The 22116-nt window shown below is 65.1% G+C and carries 14 protein-coding genes; 1 reads left to right on the plus strand and 13 read right to left on the minus strand.

What is annotated here, in order from left to right; all coding sequences use genetic code 11:
* Positions 1-40: 40 nt before the first annotated feature.
* The 4 genes from infB to rimP are packed head-to-tail and all read right to left on the minus strand — an operon-like array spanning position 41 to position 5419.
* The gene (gene infB / locus G9Q80_RS16255; RefSeq protein WP_043140525.1) at positions 41-2539 is read right to left on the minus strand and encodes a translation initiation factor IF-2; all 2499 of its coding nucleotides are present in this window, start codon (positions 2537-2539) and stop codon (positions 41-43) included.
* 9 nt (positions 2540-2548) lie between these two features.
* Complete coding sequence (locus G9Q80_RS16260; protein WP_069210535.1) at positions 2549-3181, minus strand: RNA-binding protein; 633 nt, start codon at positions 3179-3181, stop codon at positions 2549-2551.
* A gap of 7 nt (positions 3182-3188) precedes the next feature.
* On the minus strand, positions 3189-4823 hold the full coding sequence (nusA, locus tag G9Q80_RS16265) for a transcription termination factor NusA (RefSeq protein WP_043140532.1): 1635 nt from the start codon (positions 4821-4823) through the stop codon (positions 3189-3191).
* Positions 4824-4825: 2 nt separating this feature from the next.
* Positions 4826-5419, minus strand: a complete 594-nt coding sequence (gene rimP, locus G9Q80_RS16270) for a ribosome maturation factor RimP (protein WP_043140534.1) — start codon at positions 5417-5419, stop codon at positions 4826-4828.
* 347 nt (positions 5420-5766) lie between these two features.
* Between rimP and G9Q80_RS16275 the strand changes: the two genes are divergently transcribed.
* On the plus strand, positions 5767-6900 hold the full coding sequence (locus tag G9Q80_RS16275) for a jacalin-like lectin (RefSeq protein ID WP_088714666.1): 1134 nt from the start codon (positions 5767-5769) through the stop codon (positions 6898-6900).
* Between the two features lie 94 nt (positions 6901-6994).
* Here G9Q80_RS16275 and G9Q80_RS16280 read toward each other — a convergent pair whose 3' ends face one another.
* The 9 genes from G9Q80_RS16280 to G9Q80_RS16320 form a co-directional block, all read right to left on the minus strand.
* Positions 6995-8632 carry an alpha-D-glucose phosphate-specific phosphoglucomutase gene (locus tag G9Q80_RS16280; protein WP_088714667.1) on the minus strand — a complete coding sequence of 546 codons (1638 nt, stop codon included), beginning with the start codon at positions 8630-8632 and terminating at the stop codon, positions 6995-6997.
* Positions 8629-10617, minus strand: coding sequence for a 4-alpha-glucanotransferase (gene malQ, locus G9Q80_RS16285; protein WP_157903804.1), 1989 nt, complete (start codon positions 10615-10617; stop codon positions 8629-8631). The genes G9Q80_RS16280 and malQ overlap by 4 nt, the downstream gene beginning before the upstream one ends.
* Positions 10614-12716, minus strand: coding sequence for a glycogen debranching protein GlgX (gene glgX, locus G9Q80_RS16290; protein ID WP_088714669.1), 2103 nt, complete (start codon positions 12714-12716; stop codon positions 10614-10616). Before glgX ends, malQ begins: the two co-directional genes overlap by 4 nt.
* Positions 12713-14149, minus strand: a complete 1437-nt coding sequence (gene glgA / locus G9Q80_RS16295) for a glycogen synthase GlgA (RefSeq protein WP_088714670.1) — start codon at positions 14147-14149, stop codon at positions 12713-12715. The genes glgX and glgA overlap by 4 nt, the downstream gene beginning before the upstream one ends.
* A 4-nt stretch (positions 14150-14153) precedes the next feature.
* Complete coding sequence (gene glgC / locus G9Q80_RS16300) at positions 14154-15410, minus strand: glucose-1-phosphate adenylyltransferase (protein WP_043140549.1); 1257 nt, start codon at positions 15408-15410, stop codon at positions 14154-14156.
* Between the two features lie 29 nt (positions 15411-15439).
* The gene (gene glgB, locus G9Q80_RS16305) at positions 15440-17650 is read right to left on the minus strand and encodes a 1,4-alpha-glucan branching protein GlgB (protein ID WP_088714671.1); all 2211 of its coding nucleotides are present in this window, start codon (positions 17648-17650) and stop codon (positions 15440-15442) included.
* Positions 17647-20025: a glycogen/starch/alpha-glucan phosphorylase gene (locus G9Q80_RS16310; RefSeq protein WP_088714672.1), complete on the minus strand. Its 2379-nt coding sequence runs from the start codon at positions 20023-20025 to the stop codon at positions 17647-17649. The genes glgB and G9Q80_RS16310 overlap by 4 nt, the downstream gene beginning before the upstream one ends.
* 191 nt (positions 20026-20216) lie before the next feature.
* Positions 20217-21044: an ATP-binding cassette domain-containing protein gene (locus tag G9Q80_RS16315; RefSeq protein ID WP_052244427.1), complete on the minus strand. Its 828-nt coding sequence runs from the start codon at positions 21042-21044 to the stop codon at positions 20217-20219.
* The gene (locus tag G9Q80_RS16320; protein ID WP_043140558.1) at positions 21020-22090 is read right to left on the minus strand and encodes an ABC transporter permease; all 1071 of its coding nucleotides are present in this window, start codon (positions 22088-22090) and stop codon (positions 21020-21022) included. The genes G9Q80_RS16315 and G9Q80_RS16320 overlap by 25 nt, the downstream gene beginning before the upstream one ends.
* Positions 22091-22116: the final 26 nt, after the last annotated feature.

Genomic DNA, 22116 nt, shown 5'->3' on the forward strand with positions numbered 1-22116 from the left:
GGGGTCTTTTCGTGTCTCTCGATTGGCCTTGTCGACCGGATCAGTCCAGCGACCGTTCGATCTCCTGGCGTTCGAAGATCTCGATCACGTCGCCGGGGCGGATGTCGTCGTAGTTCTCGAAGGCCATGCCGCATTCCTGGCCGGACTGCACTTCGGCAACCTCGTCCTTGAAGCGCTTGAGCGTCTTCAGCGTGCCTTCGTGGATCACCACGTCGTCGCGCAGCAGGCGCACACCGGCGGACCGGCGGGCAACGCCCTCGGTGACCAGGCAGCCAGCCACCTTGCCCACGTTCGAGACCTTGAAGACCTCCTTGATCTGCGCGTAACCGATGAAGTTCTCGCGGATCTCGTTCGACAGCAGGCCCGAGGCCGCCGCCTTCACGTCGTCCACGAGGTCGTAGATCACCGAGTAGTAGCGGATCTCGACGCCCTTCTGGTTGGCGGCATTCCGCGCCGGTGCATTGGCCCGCACGTTAAAGCCGATCACCGGACAGCCGGACGCCTCTGCAAGGCCAACGTCGGTCTCCGTGATGGCACCCACGCCATAGTGGATGACCCGCACGCGGACCTCGTCGTTGCCGACCTTCTCCAGCGCCTGCACGATGGCCTCGGACGAACCTTGCACGTCGGCCTTGACGATGACCGGCAGCTCGCTGACGTTCTCGTCTTCCTTGGCCTTCTGCAGCAGCTGGTCCAGCGTGGTGGCGGCACCGGCCGCAGCCCGCTTTTCCTTGGCCAGGTTGGCACGGTACTCGGCGATTTCACGCGCCTGCGCCTCGGTCTCGGTGACGTTCAGAACGTCGCCGGCCTCGGGTGTGCCGTTCAGGCCCAGCACCTCGACGGGCACCGAGGGGCCAGCTTCCTTGACGCGCTCGCCCTTGTCGTTGATCAGCGCGCGGACCTTGCCGTACTGCTCGCCGACGACAAAGACGTCGCCCTGGCGCAGGGTGCCGCGCTGAACCAGAACGGTGGCCACGGGGCCACGGCCCACGTCCAGCTGAGCCTCGATCACGGCGCCTTCGGCGGCCCGGTTCGGGTTCGCCTTCAGTTCCAGGATCTCGGCCTGCAGCGCGATGGCTTCCAGAAGTTCATCCAGGCCCTGGCCGGTATGGGCCGAGACCTCGACGTCCTGCACGTCACCGGACAGTTCCTCGACGATCACCTCGTGCTGCAGCAGGTCGGTGCGCACCTTGGTCGGGTTGGCCGACGGCTTGTCGATCTTGTTGATCGCCACGATCATCGGAACCTTCGCCGCCTTGGCATGGTTGATGGCCTCGACGGTCTGCGGCATCACCGCGTCGTCGGCGGCAACCACCAGGACGACGATATCCGTCACCTGGGCCCCGCGCGAACGCATCGAGGTAAAGGCCGCGTGGCCCGGCGTGTCGAGGAAGCTCAGCACCGCGCCGCTCTCGGTCTTCACCTGGTAGGCGCCGATGTGCTGCGTGATCCCGCCCGCTTCGCCGGCTGTCACCTTGGCATCGCGGATCGCGTCCAGAAGCGAGGTCTTGCCGTGGTCGACGTGGCCCATGATCGTGATGACCGGAGGACGCGGCTGCAGGTCTTCGGCCTTGTCCTCGACCTCCTTGATGACGTCCTCGACATCGGCATCGGACACCCGCTGCACGCGGTGGCCGAATTCCTCGATGATCAGTTCCGCGGTATCGGCGTCGATCGACTGGTTCTGAGTCGCCATGATGCCGTTGTTCATCAGCGCCTTGACGACGTCGCCCACGCGTTCGGCCATGCGGTTGGCCAGTTCGGCCACCGTGATCGCCTCGGGCAGTTTGACGTCGCGCGTCACCTTCTCGCGGGACTGCTGGCCGCCCATCGCCTTCTGGCGTGCGCGCTCCTGCTTCCGCTTCATCGCGGCCAGGGATTTCTGCCGGCCGCCTTCGCCGCCGGACAGGGCCTGGTTCAGGGTCAGCTTGCCGGAACGGCGTCCGCCGTCGCCACGGCCACGTCCGCCGCGACCGCTCTTCTGGTCGTCCCGGTCGGGGGTGCGGCGCGGGGCCTCTTCCTTCTTGGGCTTGGCGCGGGCCTGGTCGTCGGCCTTGGGCGCAGGCTGGGCGGCGGCAGCAGCGGCGGCCTTGGCCGCGTCTTCTGCCTCGCGCTTCTTGCGCTCTTCTTCCTCGGCCTTGCGCTTCAGCGCTTCCTCGGCTTCGCGCTGCTCGCGCTCTTTCTGTTCCTTTTCGGCGCGGAGGCGCTCACGCTCTTCGGCGCGGGCCTTTTCCTCGGCCTCGCGCTTGGCGGTTTCCTCTGCCTCGCGTGCCTTGGCGGCTTGCAGCGCCTTCAGGCGGCGCTCCATCTCGGCATCCGAGATGCCGGCCGGGCGCTTGCCGCCCGATCCGCCAACCTGGCCGCCCTTGCCGCCACCCGCACCGCTACCGGCGCCGGGCTTCGGGACGACGACCCGCTTACGCTTGGTCTCCACCACGACGTTCTTTGTGCGTCCGTGGCTGAAGCTCTGCTTCACACTGCCCGAACGGGCTCCGCCGCCACGCACGCCCAATGTCTTTTTGCCGTCGTTATCGCTCATAAAGCTTCTTCATCCTTTCCGGTGGCCCCTGCCACCGCGATCCGCGTCTGACGTGACGCGTACACCCTTCAAGCGCTGGGCTTCCTCTACAATACGCGGCACGAGTCCGCCAGAGCCAAGCGCGGCATGTATCACAGTTTGTCGGCCAAAGGCCATGCCCAGTTCGTCTGCCGTGAGCCAGCCGATATAATCACCGCCATACGGCGTCGAGAGTTTCGACTTGCCCCGACCCGAGCCGTCCTCCGCCTGGATCAGCACCGAGGCCTCTTCCATCTGCAACCAGGACTTGACCTTCTCGTAGCCCGAGATGGCCTGTCCCGACTTCCGCGCCAGCGAGATCAGGTCGATGACCCGCTTCGCCAGCATCTGCTCGATCAGATCGGACAGCCCGTCGGGGAGTTTCACCGGCTGTTTCATCGCCCGTGAGAAAAGCCCCTTTGCGGCTGCCTTGTCGATCGCCGCCCGGTTGGCCGATACATATAGGCCGCGTCCCGGCAATTTACCAGCCAGATCCGGCACGATCCGTCCGTCCGGGCCCAGGACGAACCGGATCAGCCCGTCGCGGGGCTGCACATCGCCGGTGGCGATGCACTTCCGCTCAGGTCCGTCGTCGTGGGTCTTGGCCCGTCCGCCCCTGGTCATGCCGGTTTTACGCCTCCTGCTCTTCGGTTTCGCCGTCGTCGTCGGCCAGGTCTTCGTCACCTTCCTCGGCCGCGGCTTCCAGCTCGGTCGGATCGACCCAGCCCAGAAGGACGCGCGCGGTCATGACCATGTTCTGCGCCTCTTCGAGATCGACCTCGAATTTCTCCAGCAAACCGTCGTCCTTGACGCGCTGCCCGTCGACAGTGGTCCAGCCGCCGGCCAGTTCCCAGTCGGCGCAGGTGGCGAAGTCTTCCAGCGTCTTGATGCCGTCCTCGGCCAGGGCCTCGACCATCTGCGGGGTCAGCCCCTCGAAGTTCACGAGGCTGTCGTCCACACCCAGCTCGCGGGCGTGTTCCAGCGCCTTGCGGGCCTGCTCTTCCAGCACGTCGCGGGCACGGGCCTGCAACTCGTTGGCGGTGTCCTCGTCGACGCCGTCGATCACCAGCAGCTCGTCGATCTCGACATAGGCCACCTCTTCGAGGTTGGTGAACCCTTCGGAGACCAGAAGCTGGGCAAAGAACTCGTCCAGGTCCAGCGTGTCCATGAACAGCTTGGTGCGTTCCTCGAACTCGGCCTGGCGGCGCTTCGATTCTTCCTCTTCGGTCATGATGTCGATGTCGAGCGCGGTCAGCTGCGAGGCAAGACGCACATTCTGACCGCGACGGCCGATCGCCAGCGACAGCTGCTCGTCCGGCACCACGACCTCGATGCGCTCGGCCTCTTCGTCGAGGACCACCTTGGATACCTCGGCGGGCTGCAGCGCGTTGACGAGGAAGGTCGGCACGTCCTCGTTCCACGGGATGATGTCGATCTTTTCGCCCTGAAGCTCGTTCACGACGGCCTGCACGCGGCTGCCGCGCATGCCGACGCAGGCGCCGACCGGGTCGATGCCGCTGTCATAGGAAATCACGGCGATCTTGGCGCGCGAGCCGGGATCGCGGGCGACGGCCTTGATCTCGATGATGCCGTCGTAGATTTCCGGCACTTCCATCTTGAACAGCTCGGCCATGAACTGCGGGTCGGTGCGGCTGAGGAAGATCTGCGGCCCGCGCGTCTCGCGGCGCACGTCCTTGATGTAGCAGCGGATGCGGTCGCCGGGGCGATAGCTTTCGCGGCCGATCTTCTCGTTCCGGCGCAGGATCGCCTCGCCACGGCCCACGTCGACGATGACGTTGCCATATTCCTCGCGCTTGACGACACCGTTGATGATGGTGCCGGCGCGGTCCTTGAATTCGTCGTACTGGCGGTCGCGCTCGGCTTCGCGGACCTTCTGCAGGATCACCTGCTTGGCCGACTGCGCCGCGATCCGGCCCAGTTCCACCGGCGGCACCTCTTCGGAATAGACGTCACCCACCTGCGGGTCGGCCATGTACTGCTTGGCCTGCTCGACGGTCAACTCTGCCTGGTAGTTCTCCAGCTCCTCGTCCTCGACGACGGTGCGGACGCGGGTAAAGGTCGCCTTGCCGGTGCGGCGGTCGATCGACACGCGGATGTCCATCTCGGCGCCGTAACGGGACTTGGCCGCCCGGGCGAGGCTTTCTTCCATCGCTTCGACGACCAGACCGGGGTCGATCATCTTCTCGCGCGCCACCGCCTCGGCGGTCTGCAGGAGTTCCAGCTGGTTTGCAGAGGTGATTGCCATTGTTATTGCTCCTCGTCCCGAGACTGTTCGGTCTCGATCTCGTCAAACTTGGTCTCGTCCAGTGTATCGCCCGCGCCCTGGGCATCCGCTTTCTTGCGGGCCTTCAGCATGAGGCGGATCAGTTCGTCCGTCATCACCAGCTTGGCGTCGGTCAGCCAGTCGAACTGCAGCCCGATGGTGCCCTCGTCCAGGTTGATCAGGACCTCGCCGTCCTCGACCCCGGCCAGCACGCCGCGGAATCGCTTGCGGCCCTCGATCATCTCCGAGGTCTCAAGCCGGGCTTCGTACCCCTCGTAGGTATCGAAATCCTTGAGCCGGGTCAGCGGGCGGTCGATGCCGGGGCTGGACACCTCAAGCGTGTAGGTGTCGATGATCGGGTCCTCGACGTCCAGCACGGCGCTGACGGCGGTCGAGATCTCGGCGCATTCATCTACCTCGATCCCGCCCTGGGGGCGTTCGGCCATGATCTGCAGCGTCGGCACCTGTCCGCCCATCAGGCGGATGCGGACCAGCTCGAATCCCATGTCCTCGATCACGGGCTGCACGATCTCCGCAAGACGCTTGTCCATGCCGGTCTTTGCGATCAGGTCGGTCATTGGTCACTTGCCTTTCGGGCACAAAAAAACGGGCCAGCGGCCCGTTTGCGAAAGAACGATGGGCGCCGGGGCTGAACCTCGGCGCGCCGCTGTTGAGGCGCATATAGGCGAGCATGGGGGCGGACGCAAGCAGATTCGGCAGGGTCAAGGCTGACCACGATCCGCACACTCTAACACCACGAGGAATTGGGATGTCGCCAGGGCGGTCGTGCCAGAGTTGGGCGTCCTGAATGCCCAAGGTCACCAGACGGGCGATAGTCCACAGAAATAGTTACGTGTCAAGGTTGTAACGGCCATACGCGGAAAGCACAATTTGTTGGTAATTATCCGGATTAGGAGCCGCCAAGATGTTTCATCTCCGCTATCTGTTTCTTGCCTGTTTCATGTGTCTTGCAGCAACCATGTCGCAGGCCTGCGATGAATGGTTCCTCGAAAAAAAGGCCGTCGCGGGCGGCAGCGGCGGAAATCCGCATTTCGACGTGATGTGCGACGGTAGCCGCGTTTCGGAAATTCAACTGTGGCTGCGTCACGGGTACGTGACGGGTTTGAAAGTCAGGTGGTCAAAGCAGGACGCCGACGGCGTTTTCAATACAACACAAGAAAAGTCTTACGGCTCGACAAACGGCTTTGCGACACAGCAGATCCTGTTCGATCCGAATGAATTGATCACGGGGCTGACAGTCTATCCAAATCAGAACCCGCGTCGCGTTAAGCAGATCGTGTTCCAGACCAGTATGGACAGGAAGGTAAGTCTCGGGGTGACCGCGGGGATCGCGGATGGCAAGGCCGACGCCAATGTGGGCACTGGCTATCCCGTGGGCGTCTGGGTGCGTTCCGGGACCGAGATCGACAGTTTCGGCTTGGCATTCATCCGCGAACCGGAAAGGATCAACTTGAACGTCGACACCTATCCCACACTCAAAGACGCGCGACCCAAACTGAAGAACATGACGCCGGTCTGTGTGCCGGTGCGCCGGAACGAGGAAACCACGGTAAAGCTTTCAGAAACGCGAAAGCATGTTGATATCTCAAAGTGGGATTGGCGGGTTGGCCTCAAGTTGGGCTTCAAGTACTCGGGCAAGGCTGGCGTGCCGTCCGTAGGCGAAACCGGATTCGAAGTATCTGCCGAAGCGAGCTTCGGGCTGGGCCATGAATGGCAAGACAATAACGAAAGAACCCTGGTCGCCGAGATGACGAAAAAGATCCCGGCCTCGACCTATGAAGATTTCAAGGCAGCAGGCCGTCTCGATTCCTTCACCGAAGTGGATGAGAACGGTGAGCCGCTTTTGAACGTGCTGGTTGTCCCAAGCTACTACGAGGCCAATCTGGACTTGCCTTACAAGGGTACGATGGAACTGGTCTACAGAGATCAAAAGAAACTGTCGTGGCCCGTGTCCGGAACCTATACCGGGGTGCTGGCATCGACGGTGAATATCACGGAACGCTACGTCAACGTCTGCCCAACGAACGTGCAGAATTGAACTAGGGTTCTCAGCGGACCCGGCCGCGGCACCGCGCCCTGCGCATCTCATGCGCAGGGCCTTGCATGGAGTGTGCAAGCCCGGTTTGGGCGGGTCAGGTCATGACATCCGGTGCCTCGCGCCCGGTCCGTTCGGAGAGGCCCGTCAGGGCATTCACGGCGGCCGCCAGGTCGCGCAGCGCGGCCTGGGTCTCGACGTTCAGATCGCCCCCGGCAGGTTCATAGCGTTCCAGGTAGACGCGGATCGTCGCGCCCTCTGTTCCGGTGCCCGACAGGCGGATCACCGCCCGGCTGTCGTCCGCGAAAAAGATCCGCAAGCCCTGGTTCCTGCTGACCGATCCGTCCACCGGATCGGTATAGGCAAACTGGTCGGCGCGGGCGATCACCTTGGGCGGATTGCCCACTTCGGTCCCCGGCAGATCGTCCAGACGGGCATTCATATCGGCCATCAACCCTTCGGCGGCGGCAGAGTCCACCGCCTCGTAGTCGTGCCGCGAATAGTAGTCGCGCCCATAGCTGCGCCAGTGGTCCTGCAGGATCTCCGCCACGGAAATCTTGCGTGCGGCCAATATGTTGAGCCACAAGAGCACCGCCCACAGCCCGTCCTTTTCGCGGACGTGGTCGCTCCCGGTGCCGGCGCTTTCCTCGCCGCAGAGCGTGGTGCGGCCCGCGTCCAGCAGGTTGCCGAAGAACTTCCAGCCCGTCGGCGTCTCGAAACTCTCGATGCCCAGCTTCTCTGCGACCCGGTCGGCGGCGCGGCTGGTCGGCATCGACCGCGCCACGCCTGCCAGCCCGCGCGCGTACCCCGGTGCCAGATGGGCGTTCGCGGCCAGCACCGCCAGGCTGTCCGAGGGCGTGACATAGATGCCCTTGCCCAGAATCATGTTGCGGTCGCCGTCGCCGTCCGAGGCGGCGGCAAAATCCGGCCCGTCGTCGCGCATCACCATGTCGACCAGCGGCTTGGCCCAGATCGGGTTCGGGTCCGGATGTCCCTTGCCGAAATCGACCGAGGGCACGCCGTTCAGCACGGTACCCTTTGGCGCGCCCAGCATTCCTTCAAGGATCGCAGTGGCATAGGGGCCTGTCACCGCATGCATCGCGTCGAATTTCAGGCTGAGTCCCCCGGCGATCAGCGCCCGGATGGCGTCGAAATCGAACAACTCCTGCATCAGCGCGGCGTAGTCGGCCACCGGATCCAGGATCTCGACCGTCATCTTGCCCAGCGCGGTTTCGCCCAGGAGGCCCAGGTCCACGTCCGGCGTTTCCAGCGTGACGTATTCGGAAATGCCCTGCGTCTGTTCATGGATCGCCGCGGTCACGCTTTCCGGCGCCGGGCCACCGTTGGCGATGTTGTATTTCAGCCCGAAATCCGCGTCGATCCCGCCCGGGTTGTGACTGGCCGACAGGACCAGCCCGCCGTCCGCGCCGCGCTTGCGGATCAGGTGCGAGGCGGCGGGTGTCGACAACAGGCCCTCCCGCCCGACGATGCAGCGCGCCGCGCCCTGCGCGGCGGCCATGCGCAGGATGGTCTGGATCGCCTCGGCATTGAAATAACGCCCGTCCCCGCCGACGACGAAGGTCTTGCCCGAGACACCGCCGATGGCGTTGAAGATGGATTGGACAAAGGCCTCGACATAACCGTCCTGCATGAAGACCCGAGTCTTCTTGCGCAGGCCCGAGGTGCCGGGTTTCTGGCCGTCGAAGGGCGTCAGGGGGCGGGTGATGGGCGTCATGAAAAGGGTCCTTTCGAAGCGGTCCCGCTGCGGTCCACGGGCATGAAAGCGCGAATGCGGCTGGCGGGCAATGCTGGCTTGAGGCCATCGACCGCCACGGGCAGGCGGCGGCGCCAGTTGGGATGCTCGGTGACGGTGCCGGGCAGGTTCTGGGCCTCGAGACAGCCCAGCAGGTCGTCCAGTTGCAGCGCCACCAGCGCCGACGGCGCCGTGCAAAGCCGGGCCTGCACCGCTTCGGCGATCCGGTCGGGACCGGCCTCTGGCGGCAGGTGGCACATGTCGCGCAGGCCCGCGCGCTGGCGGGCGCGCTCGTCGTGGCGGGCGCGGGTCTGGCCGCTGTTCAGCCAGCCCATGCGCTGCCACCAGTCGATGTCCTGCCCATACCAGAACCCGCGCAGCGTCGGCGTGTCATGGGTGCCGAAACAGGCCAGCGAGAAGGCGCGCAGGTCCTTGGGATCACAGAGTGTTCCGTCCGCTGCCGTTTCGTATTGCCAGACAGCATAGCTCAGCAACCCGGCGCCGTTCAGGGTTTCGCGAAAGCCGTCAGGCACCAGTCCCAGGTCCTCCCCCACCACAAGACAGTGCGCCCGCGCCGCCTCGATGGCGATCACCGCCAGCAGGCTTTCGAAAGGCTGCGAGACATAGCCGCCAGGGCTGCCGTCACCGGGAATCCAGAAGCTGCGCAACAGCCCCAGCGCGTGATCCACCCGCAGGATGCCCGCCTTGGCCATCAGCTTGCGCAACATCGCGCGCAGCGGGCGATACTGCGCGGCGCGTAGGCGTGCGGGCGCATGGGCGGCCAGGTTCCACGACTGGCCCTCGGGGTTCAGGTGATCGGGCGGGGCGCCGATGGTGACGCCTTGGGCGATGGTGTCGCGGTGCATCCAGACCTCGGCGCCGCCGGGTCGCGCGCCCACCGCCAGATCCAGGTACAGCCCGAAATCCATTCCCGCCTCGCGCGCGGTGGCCTGCGCGGCATCGATCTGTATCTCGGCCCGCCATTGCAGCCACTGGTGGAATTCCACGTCCTCTGCGGCGGCCCGCGCGGCGTCGGGGCCCGGACGTCGCAAGGCATCGGGCCAGTTGCGGAAATCCTCGCCGTGCAGCGCGCTCAGCGCCTCGAACTGGGCAAAGGTATCCAGCCGGGCGCCACCCTCGGCCCGGAAGCGCTGAAAGGCGCGGCGCTCGGCTTCGGGGGCGGCCTCGAAGCGCAGGTACTCGCTGTGCAGCGCGCCCCGTTGGCGGCGGCGGTAGGTGGCGTAGTCGATCAGCTCATCCCGGGGTGTCGGTCCCAGCCCGGCGCGCGGTGCGATGTGATCGGTGCTGAAAAAGCCCCGGTGCGTGGGCGAATAGGGGCTGGTCATCTCCTCCGCCGTCCAGCCCAGCGCATGGATCGGGTTCAGCCCGAAGAACTGCGCCCCCGCCTGCGCCAGCGCCCGCAGGGCGGCGGGCAGGTCGCCATAGCTGCCCAACCCGCCATTGTGCCCGGACCGCAGACCGTAAAGCGCGCCGCAGACCCCCCATCCCTTTGCCCGCCCGGTCAGGTCCTGAACGGTTGGTGCATGGGCCGGGGCCGCCAGCACCAGCGATTCGGCGTGCCGGTCCGGTGCCGCGACATGCAGAGTGAAATAGCCCACGTCCATCGGCCCGAGGTCGATACTTTCCCCGGCCCGTCCCGCCTGTACCTCGGCGCCGCTCTCGTCCAGCAGCATCCAGTCGCAGGGCGCCGGAACGGGCTGCGACAGGGGTGCACCGGCGCGGGCCAGGATCTCGGATGGCACGGGGCTTTCGTCCTGGCGGACGCGCAACTGCTCCAGCGCCTCGGCCACCGTGGCGGGCGTATCGGCGGCAACGCCCATCCCCCCCAGGAGCGCGCGCAGCGTTTCCGGTGCGGCGGCGTGTTCATGGCCTTGCAGGTCGTGAAAGCCCAGGTGAACGCCATAGGCCTTGGCCAGGGCGCGCAGGGCCTCGTCGGCTCCGGTCATGTCGTCTTCTCCGGGTGGCGGACAAAGCCCGCGACGCTGAATGCGGCGACGGTGACGGTCGCCTCGGTGATGTCCTGCGGGTTCTGGCGCGGCGCCGAGCTGTCGATCTCGCGCCGCCATGTGCCTGCGGGCGGGGGCAGTTCAAGGACCTGATCGCTGCCCTCGCGGTTGAAGGCCAGCAGGATCTCCTCGGTGTCGGCGCAGCCCGACGGGCTTTCGGCACAGCCGCGCAGCAGCAGGCAGAGCGAGGACAGTCCCGGATCGCGCCAGTTGAGCGCGCTGCCGTCAAAGCCGCGCCATTCCACGTCCGGCTTGCCGTCCGCGCGCTGGACCCCGTGCAGGAACCGGCCCTGCCGCAGCACGCCATGCGCCTTGCGGAAGGCGATCAACGCGGCGGTGAAATCGACCAGGTCCTTGTCCATCGTCGCCCAGTCCAGCCAGCTGGTTTCATTGTCCTGGCAATAGGCGTTGTTGTTGCCGCCTTGCGAATTGCCGCCCTCGTCGCCCGCAAGGATCATGGGCGTGCCCTGCGACAGCAGAACCGTGGCCAGCATGTTGCGCACCCGCTGGCGACGAGCGGACAGGATCGTCGCGTCCTTGGTCTCGCCTTCCTCGCCCAGGTTGTCCGAATGGTTGGCATGGTGGCCGTCGCGGTTGCCTTCGCCATTGGCCTGGTTGTGGCGTTTCGAATAGGCGGTGACATCGGCCAGCGTGAACCCGTCGTGGGCGGCGGCAAAGTTGACAGAGGCCCAGGCGCGGCGCCCACGCGTGTCGAACAGGTCCGCCGTGCCCAGAAGCGCCGAGCCAAGATCCTGCGCCGCATGCCCGTCGCCGCGCCAGAAGCGCCGTACCGTGTCGCGAAAGCGGTCGTTCCATTCGGCGAACTCGGGCGGGAACTGGCCCAGTCGATAACCGCCGTGTCCCAGATCCCAGGGTTCGGCGATCAGCTTGACCTCGGCCAGCAGCGGGTCCTGCCGCAGCGCATCCATGAAGCCGCCGTGCCGGTCGAACCCCTGCCGTTCGCGCCCCAAGGTGGTGGCCAGGTCAAAGCGGAACCCGTCGACGCCCATGCAGTCCACCCAGAAGCGCAGGCTGTCGAGGATCAGGCGCAGGACAAAGGGATGGTCGGTGTTCAGCGTGTTCCCGGTGCCGGTGTCGTTGACATAGAACCGGGGCTGCCCCTCGACGAGGCGATAGTAGGAGGCATTGTCGAGCCCACGAAAAGAGAAGGTGGGACCAAGGTGATCGCCCTCGGCCGAGTGGTTGTAGACCACGTCAAGGATCACCTCGATTCCCGCCACGTGGAACCTGTCGACCATCCGGCGGAAGCCTGCCACGCCCGCAGGTCCAAGGTAGCGCGGTTCGGGAACAAAGAACCCGGCGGTGTTGTAGCCCCAGTAATTGACCAGCCCGCGCCCGGTCAGCGCGTTTTCCGACCGGATCGCCTGCACCGGCAGCAGTTCGACCGTGGTGATGCCCAACCGGGTCAGATGGTCCAGCATCGCGTCCGAGGCCAGCCCCTCGACCGTGCCACGCAGCGCCTCGGGCACGTCCGGGTGGCGCATCGTGCTGCCCCGGACGTGGGTTTCGTAAATGACCGTGTTGGACCATCCGCGCCGCAGTCCCCTGGCGCCGGTGGGATAGTCGGCGGGGTCCCAGACCACGGATTTGGGTGTATGGGCCGCGCTGTCGGACGAGCTGAACGACAGATCGCCATCCGCCGACCCGGGGCTGTAGCCGAAGGTCGCGGGATGGGTGCTGAACCCGCCGTGCAGGGCGCGGGTGTAGGGATCGACCAGCAGCTTGTTGGCGTTGAAGCGGTGGCCGCGCTCGGGGGCAAAGGGACCGTGGACACGATAGCCGTAAAGCGCTCCGGGCTTCAGCCCCGGGACATACCCGTGCCAGACCGCGCCGCGCCGTTCGGGCAGCGAATGGCGTTGCTGCTCGGTTTTGCCATCGGGCGAGAAGAGGCACAGGTCGACCCGCTGGGCATGATCCGAGAAGAGCGCGAAATTGGTGCCTTCTCCGTCAAAGACGGCGCCCAGCCGGTTTGGCCGGCCTGCGCCGATCCCATATGTGCCGCCCCCGGGTTCGGTCATGCGCAGAGCGTCTCGTACATCCGGACATAGTCGCGGGCCGAGCTTTCCCAGCCAACGGGCTGACGCATGGCCGCCGCCTGCATCTGTTTCCACAGGTCCCGGTTGGCATGGGCGGCGATGGCGCGGGCAATCACGCCCTCGATCCCGGCGACAGAGACATCGTCGAACACAAAGCCGGTGGCCACGCCCGCCGCCAGCGCCGCGTGGTTGGCATCGATTACCGTGTCGGCCAGCCCGCCGGTCCGCGCCACCACCGGCAAGGTACCGTAGCGCAACCCGTACAGCTGGGTCAGGCCGCAGGGTTCGAACCGCGAGGGGATCAGGATCGCATCCGATCCCCCTTGCATCAGGTGCGACAGCGCCTCGTCATAGCCGATCTCGACCCCAACCTTTCCGGGGAAGCGCGCGGCGGCGTCGCGAAAGGCCTGCTCCAGCTCTGGCTCGCCCGAGCCGAGCAGCGCCAGTTGGCCGCCGCCGGCGACCAGCGCAGGCAGGGCGCCGGCCAGCGCGTCCAGTCCCTTTTGCAGGGTCAGGCGGCTGATGACGCAAAAAAGCGGGCCGTCATGGTCGGGGTCCAGCCCAAGCCGCTCGGCCAGGGTGGCGCGGTTCTTGGTCTTGGCGCCCAGCCGTTTCAGTCCGTAGGTCGCGGTCAGGGCCGGGTCGCTCTTGGGGTTCCAGGCCTCCAGGTCGATGCCGTTCAGGATGCCGGTCAGGTCCGAGGCCCGGCCTGCCAACACCCCGTCCAGCCCCATGCCGAATTGCGGTGTCAGGATCTCGCGCGCGTAGGTCGGGCTGACGGTGGTGATGTGATCGGCATAGACCAGCCCCGCCTTGAGAAAACTGACATCGCCGTAATATTCCAGCCCGCCGGGGTGGAACAAGTCGCTGCGCAACTGCAGGTCGCCCATGACATGCGGGCCGAACCGGCCCTGGAAGGCGATGTTGTGGATCGTGATGACCGATTTGGGCGGCGTGCGTCCGTCCTGTTTCAGGTAGACCGGCGCCAGCCCCGCTTGCCAGTCATGCGAGTGCAGCACGTCCGGCACCCAGCCGTCAAGCCCGTCGAAACTGATCCGTGCCGCCGCCTGCGCCAGCGCACCGAAGCGGCGGTGATTGTCGGGCCAGTCCTTGCCATCGGCGCCGGTGTAGGGCGCGCCGGGCCGGTCGAAAAGCTGCGGCGCGTCCAGCAGCAACAGGGTAAGCCCCTCGGCCTGAACCTCGACCAGACGCCCGGGACCGCCGGGCAGGTCGCCAAAGCTGGCCACCTCCTTGCCCTTGGCCAGCAAGGGGAACAGCGCCGGGTAAGCGGGCAGGACGGTCTTGACCTCGACCCCCAGCGGCGCCAGCGCACCGGGCAGCGCGCCCGCCACGTCCGCCAGCCCCCCGGTCTTGACGAAAGGCGCACATTCCGAGGCGACCATCAGCACCTTCATGCGATCACTCCAGTTCCTCGATCATCTTGCGGGTGATGAGGCAGATGCCGTTTTCGGTCCGCCGGAATCGCTTGGCGTCAAGCTCGGGGTCTTCGCCCACGACCAAACCCGGCGGGATTTTCACGCCACGGTCGATGATCGCGTTCTTGATATGCGCCCGCCGTCCGACCTCGGAATAGGGCAGGGCGACGACGCCTTCCATCTGTGAATAGGAATGCGTCTTGACCCCGGTGAACAACAGGCAGCGATAGAGCGACGAGCCCGAGATGATGCAGCCGCCCGAGACCATCGAGGACACGGCCTGACCGCGCCGGCCTTCCTCGTTGTGGATGAACTTGGCCGGGGCCGTCAGCTCGGAGTAGGTCCAGATCGGCCAGTCGGTGGCGTAGATGTCCAGCTCGGGCTCGAAATCGGTCATGTCGATATTGGCCTGCCAGTAGGCATCCAGCGTGCCGACATCGCGCCAGTAGGGTTTGCGTTCGAGCCCCGACATGACGCAGGAGCGGCCAAAGGGATGGGCGACGGCATCGCCAGAGGCCACCAGCCCGGGGATGATGTCCTTGCCGAAATCATGGCTGGAGTTGGGGTCGCGCGCGTCCGCCTCCAGCAGCTCGCACAGGAAATCCGTCTCGAAGACATAGATCCCCATCGAGGCCAGCGAGCGTGTCGGATCGTTCGGCATGGTGGGCGGGTCGGCGGGTTTCTCGACAAACTCCAGGATCTTGTCGTTCTCGTCCACCGCCATGACGCCAAAGCCCTTGGCCTCTTCGCGGGGCACCTCGATACAGCCGACCGTCACCTTGGCGCCGGATTCCACATGCTGTTCGATCATGTAGGAGTAATCCTGCTTGTAGATGTGGTCCCCGGCCAGGATCAGGATGTACTTGGGCTCGTATCCCTTGATGATCGAGATGTTCTGCGTGACCGCGTCGGCGGTGCCCTTGTACCAGTTTTCCTCGTTCAGTTGCTGTGAGGCCGGGAGAATATCCAATCCCTCGTTGCGCTCGGCCCGGAAAAAGGACCAGCCGCGCTGAAGGTGGCGGATCAGGCTGTGCGCCTTGTACTGGGTTGCGACGCCGATGCGGCGGATTCCGGAATTGACCGCGTTCGACAGGGCAAAGTCGATGATCCTTGTCTTGCCGCCGAAATAGACCGCGGGTTTGGCTCGGATGTCGGTCATCTCCTTCAGGCGCGATCCGCGCCCGCCTGCCAGGACATAGGCCATCGTCTGCTGGGCCAGTCTGAACCTGTCGTATTCCATGTGGTCCTCCCCCGTTATCTGGCGTCCGGTCACTCCCCCCCGGACAGTTGAAAAAATACCGTCGCCAGCGGCGGTACGGTGATTTCAATCGAATAGGCGCAGCCATGTGCGGAGTCTGCCGTTGCGGTCACCCCGCCTGGGTTGCCCTGGCCGCTGCCGCCGTAAAGCGGCGCGTCGGTGTTCAGGCGTTCGTCCCAGTGGCCTGAAAGCGGCACGCCGATCCGGTAGCCATGCCGTGTCACCGGCGTGAAGTTCGACACCACCAGCACCGGCGCCTCGCCCTCGTCGCCCATGCGGACCCAGGAAAAGATGGATTCCGCCGCGTTGCCGCCGTCGATCCAGCGAAAGCCCTCTGCCTTGCTGTCCAGCTGGTAGAGCGCCGGCGTGCCCCGGTAGAACGTGTTGAGATCGCGGACCAGCCGCTGCATCCCCTTGTGCGGCTCCTGTTCCAGCAGGTGCCAGTCAAGGCTGCGGTTGTGGTTCCATTCCTCCCACTGGCCGAATTCGCCGCCCATGAACATCAGCTTCTTGCCGGGATGGCCGTACATGAAGCCGAAATAGGCCCGCAGGTTCGCGAATTTCTGCCAGTCGTCGCCCGGCATCCGCGACAGCAGAGAGCCCTTGCCGTGCACCACCTCGTCATGGCTGAGCGGCAGCACGAAGTTCTCCGAAAAGGCGTAGTGCAGCCCGAAGGTCATCTTGTCGTGATGGTATTTGCGGTTGATCGGGTCCTCGCCCATGTACCGCAGGGTGTCGTTCATCCACCCCATGTTCCACTTGAAGCCAAAACCCAGCCCGCCGGTATCGGTGGGCGCGCTGACGCCCGGAAAGGCGGTGGATTCCTCGGCCAAGGTCATGATGTCCGGATGTGCGGCATAGACCTGTTCGTTCATGTGCCGCAGAAAGGCGATGGCTTCCAGGTTTTCGCGTCCGCCGTGCTGGTTGGGGATCCATTCGCCGTCCTTGCGGGAATAGTCGCGATAGAGCATCGAGGCCACCGCATCGACGCGCAGCCCGTCGATGTGGAATTCCTCCAGCCAGTAACGGGCGTTGGCGATCAGGAAATTCGCCACCTCGGTGCGGCCATAGTTGTAGACCAGCGTGTTCCAGTCCGGGTGATAGCCTTCCTTGGGGTCGGAATGTTCATAGAGCGCCGAACCGTCGAACCGCGCCAGCCCGTGGCTGTCGGTGGGGAAATGGCCCGGCACCCAGTCGATGATCAGGCCAAGGCCCGCGCCATGCGCGGCCTCGACCAGCGCCCGGAAATCCTCGGGCGTGCCAAAGCGCGAGGTGGGCGCGTAAAGACCCACCGGCTGATAGCCCCATGAACCGCCGAAGGGATATTCGGAAATCGGCGTCAGCTCGATATGGGTAAAGCCCATGTCTGCCGCGTATCGCACCAGTTGTTCGGCGTGTTCGCGGTAGGTCAGCGGGCGGCCGTCCTCTTCGGGTACGCGGCGCCAGCTTTCCAGGTGCACCTCGTAGATCGAGATCGGCTGGTCGATGCGGTGCTTGTGCCAGCGTGTCGCCATCCAGCCATTGTCCATCCACCAATGCTGTCCAAGGTCGCGGACGACAGAGGCAGTGTTGGGCGGCAATTCGGCGCCAAAGCCCACCGGATCGGCCTTGAGCGGCAGGAGCATCCCGTTGGCGTCCAGCAGCTCGAACTTGTAGAGCGCGCCTTCTGCCACGCCGGGCACGAAGATCTCCCAGATACCGGTCGGGCCCCGGCGGCGCATGACGTGGCGGCGTCCGTCCCATTCGTTGAAGTTGCCCACCACCGAAACGCGCGCGGCATTGGGCGCCCAGACGGCGAAATGTACGCCCGAGGTGCCGGCGTAGCTTGTCAGATGCGCCCCCAGTGCGCGCCAGAGCTGGCCATGCGTGCCCTCGCCCAGCAGGTATTCGTCGATCTCGCCCAGCACGGTGCCGAAGGCATAGGCGTCTTCTTCTTCCCAGCTGTCGTTGCCGCGCGACAGACGCAGGCGATAGTCATATCGCCCGGCGATCCCCGGCAGGATGCCGTCGTACATCCCGGGCGCGCCTTCGACCGGCTCCAGCACCGCCAGCAACATGCCACTGTCGCGCGCCAGCACCTCGACCCGGTCGACGTTCGGGTAAAAGACCCGCACGCATTGGCTGCCGTCCGGCAGGGTGTGCTGGCCAAGAACAGAGAACGGGTCGCCGTGGCGTCCCTCGACGATGTTTCGGGCGGTGCGTTGGTCGAGAGGGGCTGTCATGCGCTTTGCTCCAGTTGGCCGTCAATGGCGCTATGCACGTTCCAGATGTCACGCGCGTAACCCCTGATCGTTCTGTCGGAGGAAAACCAACCGACGCTGGCGGTATTGCTGAGCGCCATTGCCGCCCAGGTCGCCTGGTGCTTGAAGGCCTCGTCGGCGCGCCGCTGGGTGTCGAAGTAGCTGTCGAAATCGCAGGACACGAGGAAATGGTCGTGGTCCCAGAGGTTGCCGACAAGCCCGTGATAGCGGCCCGATTCCTGCGGCGAGAAGCGCCCCTCGGCGATCTGGGCCAGCACCTTCTGCATCCGCGGGCTTTGTTCGATGGCGGCGCGGGCATAGCCGTGGTGGCTGCGCCGTTCGATCACCTCTTCGGCGGTCAGGCCGAAGAGAAAGAAATTCTCCGCCCCCACATGTTCGCGGATTTCCACGTTGGCGCCGTCCAGGGTGCCGATGGTCAGCGCACCGTTCAGGGCGAATTTCATGTTGCCGGTGCCGCTGGCTTCCTTGCCGGCGGTCGAGATCTGCTCAGACAGGTCCGCCGCCGGGATCAGCAGTTCGGCCATCGTCACGTTGTAGTTGGGCGGATAGACGATTTTCAGCAGATCCTTCGTGACCGGATCGTTGTTCACCACTGCGGCCACGTCGTTGATCAGGCGGATGATCTCCTTGGCGACGTGATAACCAGGCGCCGCCTTGCCGCCGAAGATCTTGACCCGGGGCGTCCAGCCCGCCTGCGGATTGGCGTGCATCTCGTTCCAGAGCGCGATGGTTTCGAGGATGTTCATCAACTGGCGCTTGTATTCGTGTATGCGCTTGATCTGGACGTCGAACATCGCATCCGGGTCGATGGCGATGCCGCAGTGATCCTGCACCCAGTTCGACAGGCGCTCCTTGTTGGTCCGCTTGGCAGCCATGAAGGCGCGCAGGAAGTCCGGATCGCCGGTGCGGGTCCGCAGAGCGCCCAGTTGCTCCAGGTCCGCCGCCCAACCCTCGCCGATTTCCCGGGTGATGAGGCCGCTCAGCGCCGGGTTGCAGCCATGCAGCCAGCGGCGCGGCGTGATGCCGTTGGTCTGGTTCACGATGCGGGTCGGGTGGATGCGGTGCAGGTCGGCAAAGACGGTCGATTTCACCAGGTCGGTGTGCAGCGCCGAGACCCCGTTGACCTTGTGCGCCATGATGAAGGCCAATTCGCCCATGTTGACGTTGCCGTGGTCCAGGATGCGCGGGCTGCCGGGATATTGCGCCTGCTGGCCGGACTCTATGGCGCGGATGATTTCCAGGTGGCGGGGCAAAACGCGGCCCAGCAGCCATTCGGGCCAGCGTTCCAGCGCCTCGGGCAAGAGGGTGTGGTTGGTGTAGCCCAGGCAGCGGCGGGCGAGGTCGATGGCTTCTGCCATCTCCAACCCGTGTTCGTCGGCCAGGATGCGCACCAGTTCCGGCCCCGCGATGGCCGGGTGCGTGTCGTTCAACTGGATCGCGGCCGCATCGGGAAGCTGGCGGATATCGTCGTGATCGGTGAAAAAGCGGCGCAGCAGGTCCTTGATGGACGCGGCCGTAAAGAAATACTCCTGCTTCAGGCGCAGTTCCTTGCCGCTTTCGGTGGTGTCGTCCGGGTAGAGGACGCGGCAGATCGTGCGGGCCAGCGCCTCGGACCGGCTGGCGGCGAGGTAGTCGCCCCGGTTGAAGCTGGCCAGGTCGAATTCCTTTTGCGGCCGTGCCGACCACAGGCGCAGCGTGTTTCCCCAACGCCCCTGCCAGCCGACGATGGGCGTGTCGAAGGCGGTGGCGATCACGGTTTCATGCGGATGCCACTGCGCCTTGCCCTCGTGGTGGTGGACATGGCCGCCGAACCCGACCTTGTAGCTGACCTCGGGGCGTTCGAATTCCCAGGCGTGGCGCTGTTGCAGCCATGTTTCGGGTTTTTCGATCTGCTGGCCCTCGACGAAATCCTGCTCGAAGAGCCCGTGTTCGTAGCGGATGCCATAGCCCATCGCGGGAATGCCAAGCGTGGCGAGACTGTCCATAAAGCAGGCGGCCAGCCGGCCCAGACCGCCATTGCCCAGGGCCGCGTCCGGTTCGTCCTTGACCAGCAGGTCATAATCCTGGCCCAGCTCGGCCACCGCGGCGCGGGCCTCTTCGACGAGGCCAAGGTTGGCGGCCACGTCCTCGACCAGGCGGCCGATCAGGAATTCCATCGACAGGTAGTAGACGCGCTTGGCATGGCGGTCGTAGCTGGTCTTGGTGCTCTGGAACCAGGAATCCATCATCCGGTCCCGCAGCGTCAGCGACAACGCCATGCGCCAGTCGTAGATCGCGGCATGCCCGGCGTCCTTGCCAAGCGAGTAACGCAGATGTGCGAGGATGTCGTCTTTCATAGGATCGGTCCTGTCCTTCGGGCGGCGGTTCGCGCGCCACTGACCCGTGCCACGCCTGTTATCGCTAACGACAGTTTCCCGACATTGGCCAGACCCGACAGGGGGCAGCGTGAACCCGTGAACGCCCTGTTGCAAGCAGGTCCCAGTAAAGGGGCCGCCCCCTGCCTGTTTCGGGGGCGGCAATGCCGGGTTTATGCCGCGGCCTTGGGCACAAGCTGCTGTTCCTCGACGGGGGGCGGTTCCATCGCACCGGTCATGATGGCCACGGCTTCGGACATCGAGATCTTGGCCGGGTCGACCACCGCGTGCCGTTTGCCCAGCCGGTGGATGTGGACGCGGTCCGCCACCTCGAAGACATGCGGCATGTTGTGGCTGATCAGGATGATCGGGATGCCCTTGGCGCGCACGTCCTGGATCAGTTCCAGAACCCGGCGGCTTTCCTTGACGCCCAGTGCGGCGGTCGGCTCGTCCATGATGATGAACTTCCTGGCAAAGGCGGCGGCGCGGGCCACGGCGACGCCCTGGCGCTGGCCGCCGGAGAGGGTTTCGACCGCCTGGTTGATCGACTGGACCGTCATGAGGCCCAGTTCGGTCAGCTTGTCCCGGGCGAATTTCTCCATCGCCTTCTTGTCGAGCTGGCGAAAGACGCTGCCCATGATGCCGGGTTTGCGCAGCTCTCGTCCGGCGAACATATTGTCCGCGATGGACAGCGCCGGGGACAGGGCAAGCTGCTGGTAGACGATCTCGATCCCCATTTCCCGCGCCTGCAGGGGCGAGGAAAAGTGCACCGGTTTGCCCTCGATCCTGATCTCGCCCTCATCGGCCTGGACGGCGCCGCAGATCGCCTTGACGATCGAGGATTTGCCGGCGCCGTTGTCTCCGATCACCGCCAGCACCTCGCCGGGGAAAAGATCGAAATCGGAGTGGTTGATCGCGGTGACGTGGCCGTAACGCTTCACGATTCCGCGGCCTTGAACGATAGGTTGCACAGTCATTATCCCGACACCTTCCGGATCCATTGGTCGACAGAGACGGCAGCGATGATCAGCACGCCGATGAGCAGGTAAGTCCATTGCGCGTCAGCCCCCAGCAGACGCAGGCCAAGGGTGAACACGCCCACGATGAGCGCCCCGAAGAGCGAGCCGAGCACAGAGCCGCGACCGCCGAAGAGCGAGATGCCCCCGATCACCACGGCGGTGATGCTTTCGATGTTGGCCAGCTGGCCCGAGGTCGGCGAGACCGAGCCGATGCGCCCGATCAGGGCCCATCCGGCAAAGGCGCAGATCAGGCCAGAGAGCGCGTAGACCGAGACGAGAACCTTGTTCGCCTCCATCCCTGACAGTTCGGCGGCTTCCTTGTCATCGCCCACCGCATAGACGTGCCTGCCCCAGGCGGTTTGTGTCAGCGCATAGGTCAGCACCGCAAAGAGGATCAGCATGAAGATCGCGCCAAAGGTCAGGCGGGCACTGCCGATCTGGATCACGTTGCCGAAGAACTGCAGGATCGGTGCCTTTTCCGCGATTTCCTGCGAGCGGATGGTTTCGTTGGCCGAGTAGAGGAAGTTGGCGGCCAGCACGATCTGCCACATGCCCAGCGTCACGATGAAGGGCGGCAGTTTCATCCGCGTGACCAGCAGCCCGTTGATGGCGCCGATGCCGGTGCCGACGGCCAGGCCGCAGACCACCGCGATACCTGGGGGAATGCCGTAGCGAAAGGTGAACTGGCCCATGACGACAGAGCTCATGACCATGATGGCGCCTACACTGAGGTCGATCCCTGCAGTCAGGATCACCAGCGATTGCGCGGCGGCCACGATGCCGACGATCTGAACCTGTTGCAGGATGAGGGTCAGGGCGAAGGGCGAAAAGAACTTCGATCCCAGCAAGAGCCCGAAAACAATGATGGACAGAACAAGCACGATGAGCGGAACCAGCGCGGGGTTCGTGTGCAATGCGTGTTGGAGCTTGTAGACAAACCCCTCGCGCTTTTCGAATTCGGCCACTTGCTGGTTGGCGCCGGACAACGACGACTCGTAGTCCTGCCCCTTTGAGGCAGACTCTGACATGGGGGTCCTCCCGTCTATGTGGGTGC

The organism is Mameliella sp. LZ-28 (assembly GCF_012274245.1).
In the GTDB taxonomy this organism is placed as follows: Bacteria; Pseudomonadota; Alphaproteobacteria; order Rhodobacterales; family Rhodobacteraceae; genus Antarctobacter; species Antarctobacter albus.